Source organism: Streptomyces eurythermus, from assembly GCF_014649115.1.
Lineage (GTDB): Bacteria > Actinomycetota > Actinomycetes > Streptomycetales > Streptomycetaceae > Streptomyces > Streptomyces eurythermus.
Window position 1 is genome coordinate 52,212 of the sequence record NZ_BMSK01000032.1, and the last position, 21,518, is coordinate 73,729.

Below are 21,518 nucleotides of genomic sequence, written 5' to 3' on the forward strand. Positions count from 1 at the left end.
GTTGCGGCAGGATTCGGCCACATGGACGCCGTACGGGTCGCGTTGCTGCGGGAAGTGCTCACCGGGACGGAGTGGCTGGGGGCCACCCGGAGGTTCGCGGGGGTGCTGCGCGGGTCGGTGGTGGCGCACGGGGGCGGGCTGCTGCTGGTGGGCACGCCGGAGTACGAGCCCTGGCACCTGGCCGCGCACCTGGTGGACGAGGCGGCCTGGTCGGGCACGCCCGAGCTGGCGCCGACGCTGGTCCGGCAGCACGCGCGCCCGTCCGACCCCGCGCATCTGGCGGTCGGGCCGGGCCGGATCTCGGCGGCGCGGCGCGGGGAGACCCTGCTGGTGGTGGCGCCGGAGGAACCGGCGTCGCTGCTGGAGCGGGTGCACGATGCCCGGCGGGCCGGGGTGACGGTGCTGGCGCTGGGCGGCGCGGGCGGGGGCGAGCTGGCCGCGATGGCGCACGACACGCTGGCCGTGCCGGAGGGGGCGGAGCTGGACCTGGACAGCGTGCAGCACCTGGTGAGCGCGGCGGCCGGCGAGAACGCGGGACCGCCGCGATCCCGGCGGGGCTTCCGCGACCGCCTGTCCCGCCTGACGGAAGCCCTGACCGCCCCACCACCGGCCCCCTGGTGACTCGCCCGCCCCCGCAAAAGCGGTTGCCGCGCGTCGGCCCGCGGCTCAGCATGCCTGGGTGACCCGCGCCCTCCTCCCCGACCTCGCGCCCTGGAAAGCCTCCGCCGACTTCCGGCGGCTCTGGAAGTCCGGGCTGATCAGCAACTTCGGCAGCTTTCTGACGTTCGTGGCGCTGCCCGTACAGCTGAAGGACCTGACGGAGTCCACCGCGGCCGTGGGCGCGATCGGTGCCGTGGAGCTGCTGCCGCTCATCGTGTGCGGCCTTTACGGCGGTGCTCTCGCCGACGCCCTGGACAAGCGCGGGCTGATCGTGTGGACGGAGGCCGGCCAGGGCCTGCTCAGCGCCGCCCTGCTGCTGAACGCCCTGCTCCCGCACCCGGCGATCTGGCCGCTGTACGCCGTCGCCGCCCTCTCCTCCGCCCTGGTCTCCGTACAGCGCCCGGCCCTCGACTCCCTGTGGCCCCGGATCGTCGCCCACGACGACATGCCGGCCGCGGCCTCGCTGAACTCGCTGCGCTGGACCGTCGGCGGGGTCGCCGGCCCGGCGGTCGCGGGCGTGGTCGTCGCCTACGCGGGCCTCGGCTGGGCCTACGCCGCCGACCTGCTGACCTTCGCCGTCTCGCTGCTGTACGTCCTGCGCATCGCCCCCTCCCCCGCCGCCGAGGAGGCCGCGAAGCCGGACCTGCGGGCCGTCGCGCAGGGCGCCCGGTACGCGTGGAGCCGCAAGGAGCTGCTCGGCACCTACGCCGTCGACCTCGCCGCGATGTTCCTGGCCATGCCGCTGGCGGTGCTGCCGTTCCTCGCCGACGACCTGGACGCCGAGTGGGCGCTCGGTCTGATGTACGCCGCGGTGCCGGCGGGGGCGCTGCTGGTGAGCCTGACCAGCGGCTGGGCCTCGCGGGTGCACCGGCACGGGCTGATGGTGGTGCTGTCCGCGGCCGGCTGGGGCCTGGCGGTCGCGGCGGCCGGGGTCTGCGGGAACGTGTGGCTGGTGCTGCTGTTCCTGACCGTCGGAGGCGGCTTCGACATGGTCAGCGGGGTGTTCCGGTCGGCCATGTGGAACCAGACGATCCCGGACGAGCTGCGCGGCCGGCTCGCCGGGATCGAGCTGCTGTCGTACTCGGTCGGCCCGCAGCTCGGGCAGGTCCGGGCCGGTGGCACGGCCGCCTGGGCGGGGGTGCGGGCCTCGGTCTGGTCCGGCGGTCTGGCGTGCGCGGGCGCGGTGGGTCTGCTGGCGCTGTGCCTGCCGGCGCTGATGACGTACGACGCGCGGACGAACGAGCACGCGGTACGGATGCGGGAGCGGCGCGCCGCCGTCGCCTGATCCGGCCCGCTCAGTCCTCGTCGGGTCGCTCGCCGGACGGCGTGTCGTGCCAGCGCGGGTCGTTCTCCCACTTCAGGTTGCGCTCGGCGGCGGTCTGCATCGCGTGCCGGGCCGCCTCGGGGGTGGCGTACGGTCCGAAACGGTCCTTGCCCGGGCAGTCGGGGCCCTCCTCGACCTTCCCGTGCTCCAGGCAGTAGTACCACTCGCCCGGTTTGCCGGCCGTGCGCTTCTTGAACAGGGCCATGGACAGCTCCTCTCGCCACCGACATGTTCCCCCATGTCCGCTGGTTAGACTCGCTGGCATGTCTGGCCAGTCGCTGCTCGTACCAGGGGAGCTGTCTCCCACCCGTTCGGTTCCCGGAAACATCCGCCGCCCCGAGTACGTCGGCAAGCCCGCGCCGGCGCCGTACACCGGGCCGGAGGTGCAGACCCCCGAGACCATCGAGGCGATGCGGATCGCCGGCCGTATCGCCGCGCGGGCGATGGAGGAGGCCGCCAGGATCATCGCGCCGGGGGTGACCACGGACCAGCTGGACAAGGTCGCCCACGAGTACATGTGCGACCACGGGGCCTACCCGTCCACGCTCGGCTACCGCGGTTTCCCGAAGTCGCTGTGCACGTCCGTCAACGAGGTCATCTGCCACGGGATCCCCGACTCGACGGTCCTCAGGGACGGCGACATCGTCAACCTGGACGTGACGGCGTACATCGGCGGGGTGCACGGCGACAACAACGCCACGTATCTGGTGGGCGACGTGGACGAGGAGTCGCGGCTGCTGGTGGAGCGCACCCGGGAGGCGCTCAACCGGGCGATCAAGGCGGTGCGGCCGGGCCGGCAGATCAATGTCATCGGCCGGGTCATCGAGTCGTACGCCAAGCGCTTCGGCTACGGCGTCGTGCGGGACTTCACCGGGCACGGCATCAACTCGTCGTTCCACTCGGGGCTGATCATCCCGCACTACGACAGCCCGCACGCGACGACGGTGATGCGGCCGGGGATGACGTTCACGATCGAGCCGATGCTGACGCTGGGCACCCACGAGTACGACATGTGGGACGACGGCTGGACGGTCGTGACGAAGGACCGCAAGCGCACCGCCCAGTTCGAGCACACCCTGGTGGTCACGGACACCGGCGCGGACATCCTGACCCTTCCCTGAGGCCGGGTCCCCCTGGCCGGATGCGGCAGGGGAACCCGGGCCGCGTCAGAACAGGGTGTCGGTGCAGTGGGCGCCGGACCAGGTGATGTGGTTCTCCAGCGAGGTCAGCGAGCCGGCGTACGGGCTGCAGACCGGCTCGTCGTCCTCCTGGCCCGCCTGGGTGCCGGCGGCTGCCGTCGACGCGCCGGCACCGGCCAGGGCGACGGCGAGGACGGTCGCGGCCAGAACAGATCTGATGCGCATGGTGCTCCTCTCGGGAGGCTGAGTGGTCACGCCCAGAGGTCCCCGTTCGCCCTCGCGCGCACACGCGGTTCCACCCGGACGGCGCGCGGCCGGTCACCCGGACGCCCGCGCGTCAGCGCTCCAGGCGGACCCGGCCGCCGATCTCGGTCCAGCCGTGCGGCTGGGGCGCGGTCAGGATCTGCGAGCCGCGGCCCTGCCTGATGTTCAGGGCCCGGCCCAGCCGGTCGGTGAGCAGCAGCGCCGCCGCGCCGGTGGCCTCGTCCTCGTCGATCCCGTCGTCCCGTCCGGGGAAGGCCCGGGCGCGGATCCGCCCGGCCGCCTCGTCCTCCCAGGCCCAGGCGTAGACCCACTCCCCCGGCGGCGGCACGGGAAGCGCGTCCACCTCGGCGGCGCTCGGGTACTGGCGCAGGGTGCGCGGCGGCGCCCACTCCGCGCGGGCCTCGATCCAGCTGAACTCGCCGTCCTGCCGGGCCCCGGCCACACCGGCGGGGGTGACGAGTTCGGGCACGTCGAGCAGCCAGGCGGTGCCCACGCAGGGGTGCCCGGCGAACGGCAGGCGCAGGGTGGGCGTATAGATGTCGATCACTCCGCGCTCGGGGTCGTCCACGAACACGGTCTCGCTGAAGCCGAGTTTGCCGGCCAGTGCCTGCCGGTCGTCGCGCCCGGGCAGCACCGAGCCGTCGCGGACGACACCCAGTTCGTTGCCGTAGCCGCCGTCCGGCCCGCAGAAGACGCGGAGTACGTCGTAGTCGGTCACCCGGGAATTGAAGCACCGCGGCGCACGTCAGGGGCCGCACCGGGCGTTTTGACCCTCCCTTTGCCGTGCCGTGATGTCCGCTTTGCGGCACCGCAATCAAGTCGTGTCCGTGCGCCCGCTGTGAGAGCCGAATCACCGACCGCACGGGGACGGGTGTGGTAAGCCTCGGGTAAGTTAGGGCAGCCTCACCATACGAATCGCCCTTGGAGCCTGCATGCGAGCCGTCCGACTGACCGTCACCGCCGCCGTGACCGCGGCCGCTCTGACCGCCCTTTCGGCCTGCACCTCGAAGAGCGACGCCAAGGACGGTGACGCCATCCAGGTCACCGCCGCCGACTCCACCTGCGACACCTCCAGCAAGTCCGCGCCGGCCGGCCAGGTCACGCTGAAGATCGAGAACAAGGGGTCGCGGGCGACGGAGGTCGAGATCCTCTTCCCGGACGACCGGATCGTGTCCGAGAAGGAGAACATCGGGCCGGGCACCAAGTACACCCTCACCGCCGAGGTGAAGGCAGGCTCCTACGAGATCGCCTGCCGGCCCGGCATGAAGGGCCACGGCGTCCGGCAGAAGCTGACCGTGACCGGCGGCGCCGCCACCGCCGAGCGCGACCCGCGGCTGGACGCGGCCGTCGCCCGGTACCGCACCTACGCCCAGGACCAGGCGGACGAGACGCTGCCGAAGGCCGAGGCGTTCGCGAAGGCCGTCCAGGACGGCGACCTGGAGGCGGCGAAGAAGGCCTACGGCCTGTCCCGCCTCGGCTGGGAGCGCACCGAGCCGGTCGCCGAGTCCTTCGGTGACATCGACCCGAAGGTGGACGTCCGCGAGGACGGCCTGGAGCCCGGGCAGAAGTGGACCGGCTGGCACCGGCTGGAGAAGGCCCTCTGGCACGACAAGAAGATCGGCGCCGAGGAGAAGGCCCTCGCCGGGCAGCTGGTGACGGACCTGAAGGACTGGCAGAAGCGGGTCGGGAAGGCCGAGATCACCCCGACCTCCATGGCCAACGGCGCCAAGGAGCTGCTGGACGAGGTCGCCACCGGCAAGGTCACCGGCGAGGAGGACCGCTACGCCCACACCGACCTCGTCGACTTCAAGGGCAACGTCGAGGGCGCGCAGAAGGCCTACGAGCTGCTGAAGCCGGTCGCCGCGAAGAACGACCCGGCGCTGACGAAGGAACTGGACAAGCAGTTCGCCGCGCTGGACGCCCTGCTCGACAAGTACCGCTCGGACAAGACCTCGTACGACTTCGTCTCCTACGACAAGGTCGGCAAGGACCAGCGCAAGGAGCTGTCGGACGCGGTGAACGCGCTCGCCGAGCCGCTGTCCAAGCTCGCCGCCGCGGTCGTGAAGTAGGCAGGGGGAAGGGCGATGACCGAGACCCAGGGGAGCAATCCGTCGCGCCGGGCGCTGATCGGCTGGGGCGGTGCCGGGCTCGCGCTCGGGGCCGCCGTGGCCGGCGGGGCCGTGGCGGTGGCCCAGTCGGGCGAGGACGCGGACCCGGTGGCGGACGGGATGGGCGGCGCGGTGGAGTTCCACGGCGCCCACCAGGCCGGTATCGCCACCCCGGTGCAGGACCGGCTGCACTTCGCCGCGTTCGACGTGAAGACCGACGACCGCGAGGCGTTCGTCCAGCTGCTCAAGGACTGGACCGAGGCGGCCCGCCGGATGACCGCCGGCAAGCCGGTCGGCGAGGGCGCCTACGGCGGGCTCGCCGAGGCCCCGCCGGACGACACCGGCGAGGCGCTCGGCCTCAAGCCGTCCCGGCTGACGCTGACCATCGGCTTCGGGCCGTCGCTGTTCGACAAGTTCGGCCTGAAGGGCCAGCGGCCCGCCGCCCTGGTCGACCTGCCCAAGTTCCCCGGCGACAACCTGGAGCGCTCCCGCACCGGCGGTGACCTGTGCGTCCAGGCGTGCGCCGACGACCCGCAGGTGGCCGTGCACGCCATCCGCAACCTCGCCCGCATCGGCTTCGGCAAGGTGGCCGTGCGCTGGTCCCAGCTCGGCTTCGGCAAGACCTCCTCGACCACCCCGGGCGCGCAGACCCCGCGCAACCTCTTCGGCTTCAAGGACGGCACCCGCAACATCGCGGGCACCGAGACCGGCCGGCTGGACGAGCACGTCTGGGTCGGCGCCGGGGACGGCCCGGCCTGGATGACCGGGGGGTCGTACCTGGTCGCCCGGCGGATCCGGATGAACATCGAGACCTGGGACCGCACCTCGCTCCAGGAGCAGGAGGACGTCTTCGGCCGGGACAAGCGCGAGGGCGCCCCGGTCGGCAAGGCCAAGGAGCACGACGAGCCGTTCCTGAAGGCGATGAAGCCGGACGCGCACGTCCGGCTCGCGCACCCCGACTCCAACGGCGGGATCACCATCCTGCGCCGGGGCTACTCCTTCACCGACGGCACCGACGGCCTCGGCCGGCTCGACGCGGGCCTGTTCTTCCTCGCCTACCAGCGGGACGTGCGCAAGGGCTTCATCCCGCTCCAGCGCAAGCTGGCCGCGCACGACGCGCTCAACGAGTACATCCAGCACGTGGGTTCGGCGGTCTTCGCCGTCCCGCCCGGCGTCCGGGACTCCGGCGACTGGTGGGGCCGGACGCTGTTCTCGAAGGAGGCGTAGCCCGTGTTCTCCAACTACCTGATCGGCCTGCGCGAGGGACTGGAGGCGTCGCTCGTCGTCTGCATCCTGATCGCCTACCTGGTCAAGACCGGCCGCCGGGACGCCGTCAAGCCCATCTGGGCCGGCATCGGTGTCGCCATCGCCATCGCCATGGGCTTCGGCTGCGCCCTGGAGTTCGGCTCGCAGGAGCTGACCTTCCAGGCGCAGGAGGCGCTCGGCGGATCCCTGTCGATCATCGCCGTCGGCCTGGTGACGTGGATGGTGTTCTGGATGCGGCGCACCGCCCGGAACCTGAGGTCGGAGCTGCACGGCAAGCTGGACGCGGCCCTCAAGCTCGGCACCGGCGCGCTGGTCGCCACCGCGTTCCTCGCCGTGGGCCGGGAGGGCCTGGAGACCGCGCTGTTCGTGTGGGCGTCGGTGCACGCGGCCTCCGACGGCACCCCGCGCCCGCTGGTCGGGGTCGCCCTGGGCCTGGCCACGGCGGTGCTCCTGGGCTGGCTGTTCTACCGGGGCGCGCTGAAGATCAACCTGGCGAAGTTCTTCACCTGGACCGGCGGCATGCTGGTCGTGGTCGCGGCGGGCGTGCTGGCGTACGGCTTCCACGACCTCCAGGAGGCCGACTGGGTGCCGGGCCTGAACGACCTGGCGTTCGACATCAGCGGTGCCATCCCGCCGGACAGCTGGTACGGCACGCTGCTGAAGGGCGTGTTCAACTTCCAGCCGGATCCGACGGTCGTCCAGATCACGGTGTGGGCGCTGTATCTGGTCCCGGTGCTCGGGCTGTTCCTCTCCCCGGTAGGGTTCGCCTCCGGAAAGGGGAAGGTGAAGGAGCCCGATGAGCAGGGAACGCAGCCCTCGGCGGCCTCGCAGGCGTGACCGGAACGCACTCATAGCGGCCGCGCTGACCGCTTTGTCGCTGACGGCGAGCGGATGCGTGGTGGTGCACGGGGAGCGCGAGGTGCTCCCCGCCACCACCCGCGCCGAGGCCGTCAAGGCCGTCGCCGCGTTCACGGACGCGTACAACAAGGCCGACAAGGCCTACGACAGCTCCGTGGACGCGCCCTATGTCACCGGCGCCCTCGCCGACATCGACTCCGCCCGGCTGAAGGCGGGGCACGTCAACAGCCCCTCCGGCAACCCGGCCCACACCCCGCTGATCCTGACGGATGTGAGGATCACGATCGTCAAGAAGGCCGGCTGGCCCCGCTGGTTCGTCGCCGACGCCCGGGGCAACAAGGGCGGCGACGCCCGGTGGGTGCTCGTGTTCACCCGGGGCGACCTCGGCGAGCGGTGGCGGGTGGCCTATCTGACCCTCATGGCGCCCGGGGCCGTACCGGAGTTCAAGAAGGACGCGGACGGCCGGGCCGAGGCCGTGCCCGCCGACACCACGCGACTGGCCGTCCGCCCCGACGAGTTGAGCAAGTCGTACGCCGCCTACCTGAAGAACGGCGGGACGGCCTTCGCGGACGGCCGCGACACCAGCGGGCTGCGCGCGGCCCGGAAGAAAGAGGCCGAGAAGCCCGGTCTGGTCCGGCAGTTCATCGACGAGCCGCTCACCCACGGCGCCTACGCGCCGCTCGCGCTGCGCACGGCGGACGGCGGGGCGCTGGTGTTCTTCACCACGCACCACTACGAGAAGCGGACCGCCGCGACCGGCGCGACCGTGCCGATCCCCAACAAGGACGTGAAGGCCCTGATCAAGGGCGAGGTGAAGCAGTCCCTGACGATGGAGTCCATCGCCAACGAGGCCGTACTCGACCCGGCCGGCAGCGGCCCGGTACGAATGCTGGGCCGGGTACAGGGACTGACGTCCGCGCAGGGCGCCTGAACCCCGCCGACCCGGGCACCGGAGACGACCTGGGCCGGTCGGTGGAGCCGGCCGACGCCGGTCAGGGGAGACCGCCGGGGCGCAGGTTGGTGGAGACCGCCAGGGCACAGGTTTGGTGGAGACCGCCAGGGCACAGGTCAGTGGTTACGGCCGGGGCGCCGGTTGGTGGAGTCGCCCGGGCGGCCTGGGACGATCGGCCAAGTCGGCCGGGGCCCACCGGTCGAGACGGCCGGAAGGCCGGTCGGCGTAGACGGCCCGGGGTCGGTTGGCGGCGACAGCCCGGGGTCGGTTGGCGGCGACCCCTGGAAGTCGGTTGGCGGCGACAGCCAGGGGGCCGGGCGACGGAGACGGCCGAGGGGCCGGACGACGGCGACAGCCAGGGCCCGTCGGACAAGACGGCCGGGAAGCCAGTCAACGGTGACGGCCAGGAGCCGATCGGTGGAGACGGCCGGGAAGCCAGTCGACGGCGACGCCCAGGGCCCATCGGACAAGACGGCCCGGAGACCAGTCAACGGCGACAGCCAGAAGCCGATCGATGGAGACGGCCGGGAGACCGGCCGACGGCGACAGCCAGGGCCCATCGGACAAGACGGCCGCGAGGCCAGTCAACGGCGACAGCCAGAAGCCGATCGATGGAGACGGCCCGGAGGCCAGTCGACGGCAGCAGCAGAGAGACCGGCCGACGGCGACAGCCGAGACCCGTCGGTCGAGATGGCCGGGAGGCCTCAGTGGCGCAGGGGCCAGGCCGCGCCCGGGTGGTCGGCCTCGGCGCCGTGTCGGGCGCAGGCGTCGGTGAGCGCCTCCAGCAGGCTCAGCGGATCGGGCAGCGCGTGCTCCGGGCCGCGTACCCAGCGCACCCGCTGGTCGTCGCCGGGCAGCCGGGCGGGCGGTACGAGGACGTAGGAGCCACGGCAGTGCCAGCGCAGGCCGGGATGCTCGTCCATCGTCTCCGGATGGCAGTCCAGCTCGCAGGGCCACCACTCGTCCTCGTCCTCCGGGGTGCCCCGGGTGAGGGTGAAGAACAGCATGCGGCCGTCGTCGCTCTCGGCGACCGGACCCACCTCGATCCCGGCGCCGAGCAGCCGCTGAAGGGCCTCCCGGCCGGCCTCCAGGGGCACGTCGAGGACGTCGTGCACCATGCCGGTGGCGGTGATGAAGTTCGCCAGCGGCTGGTGCCGGGCCCAGCGCTCGATCTGCGCGCGGTCGGTGGTGGACTGCGTCTGCCAGGCGAACGACACCGGGTGCCGGGCCGGGGTGGGACAGCCGACGCGGTCGCAGGAACAGCGGTAGCCGGGCGCGGGGTGCGCGGCGGGGGCGAGCGGCAGACCCGCGCCGGCGGCGGCGAGCAGCAGGGCCTCACGGCCACCGTCGTCGGCGGCGCCCTCCTTCGGGCGGCGTCCGCGCAGCCACTGGGAGAGTTTGCCCTGCCGGCCGGACCGGCCGCCGAACGTCCCGCTCATCTATCCCCTCGCCTCGCTGGTGTAGCGGACAGCATGCCTTATCGTCCCATCTTCGCGTGGACCGGGGGGTCGCCGCAGGCGAGTGGCCGACTGTCACCGGCAGGGGTACGGCGGTCAACGCGGTGCCAGGCCGTACAGCGCGTAGTCGACCAGGGTGTCCGTGTAGTCGTAGGTGATCGGGCCGGTGTGCTGGAGCCAGCGCTGGGCGAGCGGCGAGACGAACAGTTCCAGGGCGATCCGGGGATCCACGTCGGGCCGTACGTGGCCGGCGTCCCGCGCCGAGCGCAGCCGGGCGACGTACAGCTGGAGCCGCGGTTCCAGGAGCCGGGCGACGAGGACGCGACCCGAGCCGCTCGTCGACGACGCCCTCCGCGGTCAGCGCGCGCGCCGGTGCGGCGAAGCGGGGGTCGAGCAGCTCGTCCACCGTGGCGCGCAGCACCGCCTTGAGGTCGGCGGCCAGGTCGCCGGTGTCCGGGATGCCGGCCGTCTCGTGTCCGGCCCCGTCGTGTCCGGCCGGGCGGGCCGTCTGTTCGGCGAGGTCCAGGAAGGCCTCCAGCAGGACGTCCGCCTTGGAGGACCACCAGCGGTAGATGGTCTGCTTGCCCACCCCGGCGCGGGCGGCGATGCCCTCCACCGTGGTCTTCGGGTAGCCGGCCTCCGCGACCAGGGAGAGGGCGGCGGCGTAGATCGCCCGGCGGGACTTCTCGCTGCGGCGGGTGGCGTCGGGGGCGGGCTTGCTGACCATGGCACCGAACGTAACAAGCCGGGGCGGCGGGCTACGACGCGGAGTCGTACGGCGGCCAGGCGTCGCCCCAGTCGGCGTCCCGGGCGGCCTTGTACAGGTCGCCGTGGCGCTTGGTGACCGTGCCGCGGCTCAGCCGCTCGTCGGCCTCGCACAGGTCGAGCAGCACCTGGCCCTTGCGGATCTGCGGGCGCCGGACCACCCGGGCGGGGGCCGGCTCGGCGGGCAGCCGGGTCGCGGCGACGTACGAGAACTTCTCGTCCTCGTACGCCAGGGAGCCGCCCTTGACCTGGCGGTGCAGGGAGGAACGGCCGACCCGGGCCGAGAAGTGGCACCAGTCGGTGCCGGGCGCGATGGGGCAGGCGGCGCTGTGCGGGCAGGGCGCGGCGATCCGGAAGCCGGCCCGGATCAGCCGGTCGCGGGCCTCGATGACGCGGGCGTAGCCGGCCGGGGTGCCGGCCTCGACGATCACGACGGTCCGGGCGGCGCGGGCGGCGGCGTCGACGAGGGCGGCGCGGTCGGACTCGGTCAGCTCGTTGAGCACGTACGACACCGTGACCAGGTCGGTGTCGTCCAGGGCGAGGTCCGCGCCGATCCGGGCGCGCTCCCAGCGGGCGTCCTTCAGGGCCGGGTGGGCGGCGGCGAGCCGGCGGCCGACGGCGAGGGCGGGTTCGGCCCAGTCCAGCACGGTGACACCGCGCTCGCCGGGCCAGGTCGTCTGGACGGCCCAGGTGGCGGCGCCGGTGCCGCCGCCGACGTCGGTGTGGCCGGCGGGGGTCCAGCCGGGGAGGGCGTCGGCGAGGGCGGCGAGGGCGGAGCGGACCGCCTCGAAAGTGGCGGGCATGCGGTAGGCGGCGTACGCGGCGACGTCGGCCCGGTCGCGGAGGATCGGCGCGTGGGTGGGGGTGTCGCCGCGGTAGTTGGCGATCAGGCGGTCCACGGCGGCGGCGACCTCCCTGGGGGGCAGGCCGTCCAGCAGGTCGGCCAGGGCCGTGCGGAGGGGGTCGTTCACCCGGCGATTCTATGGCGCCCGGCCTCCTGGTTCTCCGGCCCGTCGCCCACCCGGTTCCGCCGGCCGGGAAGGCGCCCTCCCGCCCGGGCTAGATCACCGCTCTCGCCAGCCTGGTCGCCAAGGCGGCTCTCGGTGTGCTGTCGGGTGGGCGGCGGCGGGGGTGGACCGTGTTGGCCAGGACGATCAGGAAGGTGTCGGTGGCCGGGTCGAGGACCAGGGAGGTGCCGGTGAAGCCGGTGTGGCCCGCCGCGCCGCGGCCCGCGAGTTCGCCCATGAACCACGGCTGGTCCAGTACGAAGCCCAGGCCGGGCGGGGTGAACAGCAGCTCCACGTAGTCGGGGCCGAGGATGCGCGCGGGGCCGTAGGAGCCGCCGGCGAGCAGGGCGCGGCAGAAGACGGCCAGGTCGGGCCCGGTGGAGAACAGGCCCGCGTGTCCGGCGACCCCGCCGAGCGCCCAGGCGTTCTCGTCGTGGACCACGCCGCGCAGCATCCCCCGCTCGGCCTTCGCCCACGGCCGCCGCTGGTCCTCGGTGGCCGCGGCGCCGGGGCAGGGCCCGAAGCCGGTGGCGGTCATGCCGAGCGGCCGGGTGATGCCGTCCCGCACCAGGACGTCCAGGGTGCGGCCGGTGATCCGCTCCAGGACGCACTGGAGCAGCAGCATGTTCAGGTCGGAGTACCGGTACACGCCCGGCCGGCCCGTCGGGGCCTCGGCGCGCAGCAGGTCCAGCCGGGACGCGTCGTCCGGGCAGTCGTACAGCGGCAGTTCCGGACGCAGCCCGGAGGTGTGCGTGAGCAGCTGCCGTACCGTCACGCCGTGTTCGGCGGCAGCGTGGAAGTCGGGCAGGTAGTCGCCGACCCGGGCGTCGATGCCGAGGGTGCCCCTCTCGATCTGCTGCACGGCGGCGACCGCCGTGCACAGCTTGGTCAGGGAGGCCAGGTCGAAGCGGGTGTCGAGGGTGACCGGGACCCGGGCGGGCAGCGGCAGCTCGACGCCGGCGCCGGTCTCGGGGTCGTACCCGGCGTAGCGGACCGCCCAGCCGGTGGCCTCGGCGACGGCGATCACGGGCCCGCGCCCGGCCAGCACGACGGCGCCGGCCGCCCAGGGGCGCTCACCAGCGGTGAGGGCGTGCGCCTCGGCGACCAGCTGCCCGAGTTCGACGGGGTCGAGCCCGGCTCGTTCCGGTGTGCCGGCGCGCAGTCTCGGTGCGCTCAGCTCGCGTCTCCCTCCGCGTGCGCACGGGTGGTCTCCCGTGTGGTCCAGGGACGGCACATTCCCACGAAGCAGGCCGCCGCGACCAGTGCTCCGGCCAGCTGGACCACGGCCATGGGCACGGCGGTGTGCTCTCCGGCGACGCCGACGAGCGGGGAGGCGACCGCGCCGACGAGGAAGGAGGAGGTGCCGAGCAGCGCGGAGGCGGACCCGGCGGCGTGCCGGACGCGCAGCAGGGCGAGGGACTGGGCGTTGGGCAGGGTGACGCCCATCGCGGACATCAGCACGAACAGGGCGGCGGCGACGGGGACCAGTCCGGTGTCGCCGAGGACGCCGGTGGCCATCAGCAGCAGGGCGGTCGCGGCGAGCGCGATCACCGCCAGGCCGGCCGCGAACACCTTGTCCAGGCCGACCCGGCCGACCAGCAGCTTGCCGTTGATCTGCCCGGCGGTCACCAGGCCGACCGAGTTCAGGCCGAACAGCAGGCTGAAGGTCTGCGGGGAGGCGCCGTAGATCTCCTGGACGACGAACGGGGAGGCCGATATGTAGGCGAACAGCGCGGCGAAGGTGAAGCCGCCGGCGAGCATGTAGCCGGTGAAGGGCAGGTCGGCGAGGAGGCCGCGCATCGCGCGCAGGGTCTCCCCCACGCCGCCGCGGTGCCGCTCGGCGGGCGGCAGGGTCTCCGGCAGCCGCAGCCAGACCAGGGCGGTGAGCAGTACGCCGATCACCGTGAGCACGACGAACACGCCCCGCCACTCCGTCACCCGCAGGACCTGCCCGCCGACGAGCGGCGCGACGATGGGCGCGGCCCCGGAGATCAGCATCAGGGTGGAGAAGAAGCGGGCCATGGCGACACCGTCGTACAGGTCGCGTACGACGGCCCGGGCGATGACCACCCCGGCGGCGCCCGCCAGGCCCTGCACCAGGCGGAACGCGATCAGCGTCTCGACGGTGGGCGCGAGGGCGCACAGGGCGGTGGCAGCCAGGTAGACGACGAGTCCGGCGCGCAGCGGGCGGCGGCGGCCCCAGCGGTCGCTGAGCGGGCCGATGATCAGCTGGCCCAGCGCGAGTCCGGCCATGCAGGCGGTCAGGGTGAGCTGCACGGTGACGGCCGGGGCGTCCAGGGAGCGGGTGACCTGCGGCAGCGCGGGCAGGTACATGTCCATCGCGAGCGGGGTCGTCGCGGTGAGGGCGCCGAGGAGGAGGGTGACGAGGGGGCCGGTGCGGCCCGGGGCGCCGGCCGCCGGTGGTACGGCCGCGGAGTGAGGGGCCTGATCCCGCAGCGGGTCCTGGTGCGGGTTCTGGTCCCGGCCCTGCTCCCGGTCCTGGTCCGGTGTCGGTGTCGCCGCGTGCTCCGGCATCTGCCCCTCCCTGTCCGTGCCTTGGGCCCCTCTGCCCTCGGTCTCGCCGACACGGGTGTCACCGGCATCGGGTGTCGCGACATCGGTGTCACCGGTCCGACCGGCACCTATGCTCTCAGCTCGGACAGACTGCCGAGGCACACACGAGCGAGGGCGGGCGGAGATGGCGGAGCAGAGCGTGCGCTGGGGGATCCTGGCGACCGGCGGGATCGCGGCGGCGTTCGCGGCGGACCTGGTCGATCTCCCGGACGCGGAGATCGCGGCGGTGGCCTCGCGCCGGCGGGAGTCGGCCGAGGCGTTCGCCGAGCGGTTCGGGGCGCGGCGCGCGTACGGCGACTGGGAGTCGCTGGCCGCCGACGAGGACGTGGACGTGGTCTACGTCGCCACCCCGCACTCGGCGCACCGGGCGGCGGCCGGGCTGTGCCTCCGGGCGGGCCGGAACGTGCTGTGCGAGAAGCCGTTCACGCTGAACCTGCGCGAGGCGGAGGAACTCGTCGCGCTGGCCCGGGAGCACGGCCGCTTCCTGATGGAGGCGATGTGGATGTACTGCAATCCGCTGGTCCGCCGGCTGAAGGCACTCGTGGCGGACGGCGCGATCGGCGAAGTGCGCACCGTGCAGGCGGACTTCGGGATCTCCGGCCCCTTCCCCGCGGCACACCGGCTGCGGGACCCGGCGCTGGGCGGCGGGGCGCTGCTGGACCTGGGGGTGTACCCGGTGGCGTTCGCGCAGTTGCTGCTCGGCGAGCCGGACGGAATCGCCGCGAGCGCGGTGCTCTCGCCCGAGGGCGTCGACCTCCAGACGGGGGCCGTGCTGTCCTGGGACAGCGGTGCGCTGGCCGCACTGCACTGCTCGATCACCGGCGGTACGGCGAACACCGCGTCGGTCACCGGCACGCGCGGCCGGATCGACGTACCGTCCGGGTTCTTCCACCCGGAGCGGTTCGTGCTGCACCGCGAGGGCCGGGACCCGGAGGAGTTCGCCGCCGATCCCGCCGACGGTCCGCGCACCAGCATGCGGCACGAGGCGCTCGAGGTCATGCGGGCGCTGCGGGCGGGCGAGAAGGAGTCGCCGCTGGTGCCGCTGGAGGGGACGCTCGCGGTGATGCGCACGATGGACGCGGTGCGGGAGCGGATCGGGGTGCGGTATCCGGGGGACGCGGCGCCGGTGGGCGTCCAGCCGCGGGGCGGCCATGCCGCTCGCGTCGGGCAGCCGTATGGCGGACAGTCGATTCCGTATGGCGGACCCTCCGCCTACGCTGCGGAGTCATGACTGACAGGAACTCGAAGATCGCGGTGGTGACCGGGGCCGGGTCCGGCATCGGGCGGGCCGTCGCCGTGGAGCTGCTGCGCGCCGGCTGGTCCGTGGTGCTGGCCGGCCGGCGTGCCGAGCCGCTGGCGGAGACGGCGGCGCTGGTGCCGGGGGCGGCCTCGCTCGCCGTCCCCGCCGACGTGTCCCGGCCGGAGGACGTCGACGCGCTGTTCACCGCGGCCGTGGAGCGGTTCGGGCGGGTGGACCTGCTGTTCAACAACGCGGGGACCTTCGGGCCCGGCGGGGTCCCGGTCGAGGAGCTGCCGTACGACGCCTGGCGGCACGTGGTGGACACGAACCTCAACGGGGCGTTCCTGTGCGCGCAGGCGGCCTACCGGCGGATGAAGGAACAGGACCCGCGGGGCGGCCGGATCATCAACAACGGTTCCATCTCGGCGCACACGCCCCGCCCGCACTCGGTCGCCTACACCGCGACCAAGCACGCGCTGACCGGCCTGACCAAGTCGCTGTCCCTGGACGGACGGCCGTACGGCATCGCGGTAGGCCAGATCGACATCGGCAACGCGGCGACCGACATGACGGCGGGGATGCCGACGGGCGCGCTCCAGGCGAACGGGGAGGTCGCCCCGGAACCGATGATGGACGTGGCCGATGTGGCACGCACGGTACGGCACATGGCGGAGCTGCCGCTGGAGGCGAACGTGCAGTTCGCGACGGTACTGGCGACGACGATGCCGTACATCGGCCGGGGCTGAGCCGCGCGCGGGCCGCATCGGCGGGCGGAACTCGGCCGTCCGCGGTATTGCGGCCCGTTGCTGACCTATGCTCAACTTTTCTCCACCGGAGCTTCACAGTTGGAGCACGACGGTTCCGCGGCCATTCCGAGGGGGGAGGCGGCGGCCGTTCCACCGGACCGGAACAGGGGGGCACACCTCGCGCCACCGCGAGGCCGGACCGGCCGGGGGAACGGCCGCCGCGCAGGCATGCGGGTGCGCGGACGGCCAGACGTACGGCGGCTCGGCGCGGCTCGCCGGTCACCGGATGCGTACGGCAACTTGGCGCAGCTGGTCGGCCACCGGATCGTACGGCGGCTCGGCGCGGCTGGTCGGCCACCGGATGCGTACGGCGGCTCAGCTCCGCTCGTCGGCCGTCGGTTCCGGTCCCCCGCCCTCCGGTGTCGCCGGCCGGGTCCGGCGGCGGCGCAGGGCCCAGGCGCCCGCTCCCAGCAGGGCGAGCGCGCCGGCGCCGGCCGCCACCGCGACGGGGCCGGTGGAGCCGGCGCCGGCACTCACCACGCCGGGGGCACCGGCCGCCGCGCGCACCGCCTGCCGCCCGGGCGCCGGGCTCGCGCTCGCCCCGCCCTCACTGAGCGGGGTGACCAGCGTGCCCACGGGCCGGGCCGAACGCCCGTGGGTGAAGCCCCAGTCGAGCAGCGCGGCGGTCTCCTCGTACACGGCGTTGCCGCCGGACTCGGGATGCATCACGGTCACCAGCAGGGTGCGCCCGCCACGGGTGGCCGCGCCGGTGAACGTGTTGCCGGCATGGCTGGTGTAGCCGTTCTTGACACCGATCAGGCCGTCATATGTCTTCAGACCCCATGCCCCGGTCAGCAGACGGTCGGTGTTCTGGATCTGGAACGTCTTCTTGCCGCCCGCCGGGAAGTCGGCCGTCCTCGTGCCGCAGTAGCCGCGGAAGTCGGCGTCCTTCAGCCCGTGCCGGGCGAAGAGCGTGAGGTCGTACGCCGAGGACAGCTGCCCCTTGTGGTCGAAGCCGTCGGGGCTGACCACATGGGTGTCCAGGGCCTGCAAGTCCTCGGCCCTGGCCTGCATCTCGGCGACGGTCCTGACGATGCCGCCGTTCATGTGCGACAGCACGTGCACGGCGTCGTTGCCGGACCGCAGGAACACGCCCTGCCACAACTGCTCGACGGTGTAGGTGATGCCGGGCTTGATGCCGACGAGGCTGGACCCGGCCGGGACGTCGGCGAGGTCGGCGTCGGTGACCTTGTACCGCCGGGCGCGGTCGAACTTCTTCAGCACGGTGTCCGCGAACAGCATCTTCAGCGTGGACGCGGGCGCGAGCCGCCGGTGCGCGTCGAACGAGGCGAGCACCTCCCCGCTCGCGCAGTCGGCGACCAGCCAGGCGCGGGCGGTGAGCTTCTTGGGCAGTCCCGAGGCGCCGCGCACCTGGACGCCGGTACGGGCCAGTCGTTCGCCCCCGACGACCGTGGTGGTGGCGGCAGCGGCGGTGGCATCGGTGGCCGTGGACAAGGGCAGGGCGGCGGCCGTCAGCCCGAGGACGGCACGCCGGCTGAGCCGGGAACATTCACGCACCCGGGGACCGTACACCGCGACGAGCAGACGTTCCGCGTCCGGAGGGGCGTACGGTCCGGATCACGCCGTGTGCCGGGGTGACCGGCCAAGTCGGCGCGCCTCGGCGGGCCTTGGGCGAGCTCACCGGCCGAGCAGGCGGTCGATCTCGGTCAGCTGGGCGGCGGTGAGCGGCCCCTTCTCGATCGCCCCGGCGTTCTCCTCGGCCTGGGCGACGGTCCGGAAGCCGGGGATCGGCACGGTGCGCGGGCTGCGGGCCCACAGCCAGGCGAGGGCGCCCTGGGCGAGGGTACGGCCGTCGCTGGTGAGGATGGACCGGACGGCGTCGATCCGGTCCAGCCAGCGCGGATCGGCGCCGGAGCCGTCGGACGCGTACCCCGGGAGCCAGGCCGGCGGCCGGCTGCGGATGTCCCCCGCGTCCGGCGTCCCCTCGCGCCGCCCCGCCAGCAGCCCCATGGCCAGCGGACTGCGGTTGACGCTCGCCAGCTCCAGCCGCTCGCACAGCGCCAGCGCCCGGGGCGCGTCCTGGAGCACGTTGAGGGCGTGCTGCACGGCCGCGCAGTGCGGTCCCTCGGCGAAGACGGCGGCCCGCTCGGGATCGTCGGTGCTCCATCCGTAGGCGCGTATCAGCCCCTCCCGCACGAACTCCTCGCAGGCATCCCGGAGTTCGGCGGCGCGGTCCGGGTCGGTGTCGGAGATGTGCAGCTGGTACAGGTCGACGCGGTCGGTGCCGAGCCGGCGCAGGGAGGCGGTGAGAGCCCGCCGGGCGTACTCCGGGGTGTCGTCGGTACCGGTCAGGGTGCGGGTGTCCGGGTCGAAGACGTTGCCCCACTTGGTGGCGAGGACCACGTCGTCGCGCCGCTTGCCGAGGGCCCGGCCCAGGATCTCCTCGCTGTGCCCGGTTCCGTAGGAGTCGGCCGTGTCGAAGAAGGTGACACCGAGGTCGAGCGCCCGCCGGACGGCCCGTACGGACTCGTCGTCGTCCACCTTCCCCCAGCCGACGGGCTGCCCGTCGGCCATCCAGTGCTCACCGCCGATGGCCCAGCACCCGAAACCGAGTGCGCTCACCGCGATGCCACTGCGCCCCAGCGTCCGTGTCGTCGTCATGGGCCGCACGGTAGGAGTTGGAGCGCGCGCGAAGGCAAGGATCCGTACGGCGCCCCTCACGCCGGGACTCACTCCGGGGCTCACGCCGGGTCGCCGAGCCCGGACGGCCGGATCGTCGCGGCGTCGGGCTCATGCCGCCGCCCCGGCCCGCCACCCGAACGGCAGCCACGAGAGGCCGGTCGGGACCGCGGGTGCGAGGGTGGACCCAGGAGCCCTGTCCGCCTGTCCGCTGGGAGTCACCGTGACCTGTTACGACCGACGTGATCTGGGCCTGCTGCTGCTCCGGCTGGGCACCGGAGGGGCGCTGGCGGCGCACGGCACGCAGAAGCTGTTCGGCTGGTTCGGCGGACACGGACTGGAGGGCACGGGCCAGTTCATGGAGTCCATCGGCTATGTGCCCGGCAAGCTGAGCGCGATGGCGGCGGGCCTGGCGGAGACCGGCGGCGGCACGCTGCTGGCGCTCGGCCTCGCGACCCCGGCGGCCGGCGCGGCGGCGGCCGGCGGGATGGCCGGGGCGGCGGCGGTGCACGTACCCAACGGCTTCTTCGCCCAGGAGGGCGGCTACGAGCACGCGGCGATCCTGGGCCTGACCGCGGCCGGCCTGGCCGTCACCGGCCCCGGCCGCCTCTCCCTCGACCACGCCCTCGGGCACGTCCTCGACCGCGGCTGGATGGTCCCGGCCGCCCTCGGCGTGACCGCGGCGGCGACGGCCGTGGTGGTGGGCGCCCGCAACCGCCGGCTGCGGCGCAAGGCGCAGGGCGAGCAGGAGACCCTGTTCGAGGAGTGAGCCGGCCGGCGTCCGTACGACACCGGGGCCGGAAGGCCGTAGACGCGCACGGACAGTCGTGACAGTCGTACGCGCGGAGACAGTCACAGGCGCGCGGACAGCCGTGGACACGCGCGGACAATCACAGACGCGCACGGACAGCCGCAGGCACGCAGGAACAGTCGCGGACGCGAACGGACAGCCGTAGACACGCACGGACAGCTGTAAACGGCGCCGACCGGACGCATGGGGACGGTACGAGCAAGCCGTCCCGAGAGCCGCCGAACGCACTGACGACTTTCGGCCATCTTCGGGCTTCCGCCCCTCCCGTCCCGCCCGCCACACCCCGCCTCGCCACCGGGCCCACCCCGGCCGGCCACCCTCCGCGGGCATCGCCGAAGGGCCCCCGGAGCCCTTGCCGCGCCTGGCTCAGGAGCCCCGTTCTCCGGCGCTGTCCGAACACCCGACACCCCCGCCGGACACTACATCTGGGGTCCGTTGCCAGCCGAGACACAAGATGTATGCTCCCACCTGATTTCGGCGACACCTGAGACGCCCACGGCACAACGGGCCCCTCAGGCACGGGCGGCTGCCTTGCCATGCCTTGCCACCCCTGTGTCCCGGGCCCCGTTTCCATCCGACGAGGGAGCACCACGTGACCATGGCTCCAAGCCATCCGGCCGCGCTCACCGAGGAGCGACCGCAGCACGATCCGGAGCCCGCGCTGCTGCGGACCCTGTCCGAGCTGACGGCCGATCTGCCCGACGCCGACCCCGATCGGGTGGCCGCCGCCGCGCTGCGCGGCCGGTCCGCGCGGGCCGACGAGGCAGAGCTGCGCGAGCTGGCCACGGAGGCAGCCGCCGGCCTGATCGCCGAGGACCCCGCCTACTCCAAGCTGGCCGCCCGGCTGCTGACGATCGGCATCCGCCGCGAGGCCCGTACCCAGGGGGTGTCGGCCTTCACCGAGTCGGTGGCGGTGGGACACCGGGAGGGCCTGGTCGCCGACCGCACCGCCGAGTTCGTCCGCACCCACGCGGAACGGCTGGACGCGCTGGTGGACTCGGCCGTGGCCGACGGCGCCGACGACCGCTTCGGCTACTTCGGCCTGCGCACCCTCTACACCCGTTACCTGCTGCGCCACCCGATCACCCGCAAGGTCATCGAGACGCCCCAGCACTTCATGCTGCGCGTGGCCAGCGGCCTGGCCGAGGACCACACGCCCAGGGCGGTGGACCAAGTGGCCGACCTCTACGGCCTGATGAGCCGCCTGGACTACCTGCCCTCCTCCCCCACCCTGTTCAACTCCGGCACCAGGCACCCCCAGATGTCCGCGTGTTACCTGCTCGATTCACCCCTGGACGAGCTGGACTCGATCTACGACCGCTACCGGCAGGTCGCCCGGCTGTCGAAGCACGCCGGCGGCATCGGCCTGTCGTACTCCCGCATCCGTGCCCGGGGCTCCTACATCCGGGGGACGAACGGGCACTCCAACGGGATCGTGCCGTTCCTGAAGACCCTGGACGCCTCGGTCGCCGCCGTGAACCAGGGCGGCCGCCGCAAGGGCGCCGCCGCCGTCTACCTGGAGACCTGGCACTCCGACATCGAAGAGTTCCTGGAGCTGCGCGACAACACGGGTGAGGACGCCCGCCGCACCCACAACCTCAACCTCGCGCACTGGATCCCCGACGAGTTCATGCGCCGCGTCAACGC

At 73.5% G+C, this 21,518-nt stretch carries 20 protein-coding genes and 1 pseudogene; 11 read left to right on the forward strand and 10 right to left on the reverse strand.

The annotated features are described in order from the left end of the window. Positions 1-21 precede the first annotated feature (21 nt). Together IE251_RS38220 and IE251_RS38225 are read left to right on the forward strand one after the other, a co-directional pair. The gene (locus IE251_RS38220) at positions 22-621 is read left to right on the forward strand and encodes a hypothetical protein (RefSeq protein ID WP_189757546.1); all 600 of its coding nucleotides are present in this window, start codon (positions 22-24) and stop codon (positions 619-621) included. Positions 622-679: 58 nt separating this feature from the next. After that, the gene (locus IE251_RS38225; protein WP_189757547.1) at positions 680-1,945 is read left to right on the forward strand and encodes an MFS transporter; all 1,266 of its coding nucleotides are present in this window, start codon (positions 680-682) and stop codon (positions 1,943-1,945) included. 10 nt (positions 1,946-1,955) lie between these two features. On the opposite strand, the gene IE251_RS38230 is transcribed toward IE251_RS38225, so the two are convergent. Then, positions 1,956-2,189 (reverse strand): hypothetical protein, encoded by a 234-nt coding sequence (locus tag IE251_RS38230; RefSeq protein WP_189757548.1) that lies wholly within the window; start codon positions 2,187-2,189, stop codon positions 1,956-1,958. A gap of 58 nt (positions 2,190-2,247) precedes the next feature. On the opposite strand from IE251_RS38230, the gene map reads away from it, so the two are divergent. Further along, positions 2,248-3,105 carry a type I methionyl aminopeptidase gene (gene map / locus IE251_RS38235; RefSeq protein WP_189757549.1) on the forward strand — a complete coding sequence of 286 codons (858 nt, stop codon included), beginning with the start codon at positions 2,248-2,250 and terminating at the stop codon, positions 3,103-3,105. A gap of 45 nt (positions 3,106-3,150) precedes the next feature. Here map and IE251_RS38240 read toward each other — a convergent pair whose 3' ends face one another. Next, a complete protein-coding gene (locus IE251_RS38240; protein WP_189757550.1) occupies positions 3,151-3,348 on the reverse strand; it encodes a hypothetical protein in 198 nt (65 codons plus the stop codon). Positions 3,349-3,460: 112 nt separating this feature from the next. Then, a complete protein-coding gene (locus IE251_RS38245) occupies positions 3,461-4,105 on the reverse strand; it encodes a PhzF family phenazine biosynthesis protein (RefSeq protein ID WP_189757551.1) in 645 nt (214 codons plus the stop codon). A 214-nt stretch (positions 4,106-4,319) separates the two neighbouring features. Here IE251_RS38245 and efeO point away from each other — a divergent pair, with 214 nt between their 5' ends. From efeO to IE251_RS38265, 4 genes are read left to right on the forward strand one after another with little or no spacing between them, the layout of a single operon-like run. Beyond that, the gene (gene efeO, locus IE251_RS38250) at positions 4,320-5,456 is read left to right on the forward strand and encodes an iron uptake system protein EfeO (RefSeq protein ID WP_189757552.1); all 1,137 of its coding nucleotides are present in this window, start codon (positions 4,320-4,322) and stop codon (positions 5,454-5,456) included. Between the two features lie 15 nt (positions 5,457-5,471). Continuing rightward, a complete protein-coding gene (efeB, locus tag IE251_RS38255) occupies positions 5,472-6,722 on the forward strand; it encodes an iron uptake transporter deferrochelatase/peroxidase subunit (RefSeq protein WP_189757553.1) in 1,251 nt (416 codons plus the stop codon). A gap of 3 nt (positions 6,723-6,725) precedes the next feature. Further along, on the forward strand, positions 6,726-7,598 hold the full coding sequence (efeU, locus tag IE251_RS38260; protein WP_189757554.1) for an iron uptake transporter permease EfeU: 873 nt from the start codon (positions 6,726-6,728) through the stop codon (positions 7,596-7,598). Continuing rightward, entirely contained in the window at positions 7,558-8,550 is a 993-nt protein-coding gene (locus IE251_RS38265; protein WP_189757555.1) for an SCO2278 family lipoprotein, read from the forward strand. Before efeU ends, IE251_RS38265 begins: the two co-directional genes overlap by 41 nt. A 725-nt stretch (positions 8,551-9,275) precedes the next feature. On the opposite strand, the gene IE251_RS38270 is transcribed toward IE251_RS38265, so the two are convergent. From IE251_RS38270 to IE251_RS38290, 5 genes and pseudogenes are all read right to left on the reverse strand, one after another. Continuing rightward, positions 9,276-10,010 (reverse strand): bifunctional DNA primase/polymerase, encoded by a 735-nt coding sequence (locus tag IE251_RS38270; RefSeq protein WP_189757556.1) that lies wholly within the window; start codon positions 10,008-10,010, stop codon positions 9,276-9,278. 114 nt (positions 10,011-10,124) lie between these two features. After that, positions 10,125-10,755 (reverse strand): annotated as a pseudogene (locus tag IE251_RS38275) (TetR/AcrR family transcriptional regulator). A gap of 31 nt (positions 10,756-10,786) precedes the next feature. After that, positions 10,787-11,764, reverse strand: coding sequence for a small ribosomal subunit Rsm22 family protein (locus tag IE251_RS38280; protein WP_189757557.1), 978 nt, complete (start codon positions 11,762-11,764; stop codon positions 10,787-10,789). 88 nt (positions 11,765-11,852) lie between these two features. Beyond that, a complete protein-coding gene (locus IE251_RS38285; RefSeq protein WP_189757558.1) occupies positions 11,853-13,034 on the reverse strand; it encodes a serine hydrolase domain-containing protein in 1,182 nt (393 codons plus the stop codon). Next, on the reverse strand, positions 12,974-14,335 hold the full coding sequence (locus IE251_RS38290; protein WP_189757559.1) for a multidrug effflux MFS transporter: 1,362 nt from the start codon (positions 14,333-14,335) through the stop codon (positions 12,974-12,976). Before IE251_RS38290 ends, IE251_RS38285 begins: the two co-directional genes overlap by 61 nt. Positions 14,336-14,498: 163 nt before the next feature. Here IE251_RS38290 and IE251_RS38295 point away from each other — a divergent pair, with 163 nt between their 5' ends. After that, entirely contained in the window at positions 14,499-15,605 is a 1,107-nt protein-coding gene (locus tag IE251_RS38295; RefSeq protein ID WP_189757560.1) for a Gfo/Idh/MocA family protein, read from the forward strand. Then, complete coding sequence (locus IE251_RS38300; protein WP_189757561.1) at positions 15,602-16,360, forward strand: SDR family oxidoreductase; 759 nt, start codon at positions 15,602-15,604, stop codon at positions 16,358-16,360. The genes IE251_RS38295 and IE251_RS38300 overlap by 4 nt, the downstream gene beginning before the upstream one ends. A 375-nt stretch (positions 16,361-16,735) precedes the next feature. Here IE251_RS38300 and IE251_RS38305 read toward each other — a convergent pair whose 3' ends face one another. Then, positions 16,736-17,938 (reverse strand): D-alanyl-D-alanine carboxypeptidase family protein, encoded by a 1,203-nt coding sequence (locus tag IE251_RS38305; protein WP_229897124.1) that lies wholly within the window; start codon positions 17,936-17,938, stop codon positions 16,736-16,738. A 120-nt stretch (positions 17,939-18,058) separates the two neighbouring features. Further along, positions 18,059-19,042, reverse strand: coding sequence for an aldo/keto reductase (locus IE251_RS38310; protein ID WP_189757563.1), 984 nt, complete (start codon positions 19,040-19,042; stop codon positions 18,059-18,061). A 241-nt stretch (positions 19,043-19,283) separates the two neighbouring features. Here IE251_RS38310 and IE251_RS38315 point away from each other — a divergent pair, with 241 nt between their 5' ends. After that, positions 19,284-19,829 (forward strand): DoxX family protein, encoded by a 546-nt coding sequence (locus IE251_RS38315; protein WP_189757564.1) that lies wholly within the window; start codon positions 19,284-19,286, stop codon positions 19,827-19,829. Positions 19,830-20,463: 634 nt separating this feature from the next. Next, on the forward strand, positions 20,464-21,518 hold a 1,055-nt coding region (locus IE251_RS38320; protein WP_308436589.1), incomplete at its 3' end, for a ribonucleotide reductase barrel domain-containing protein.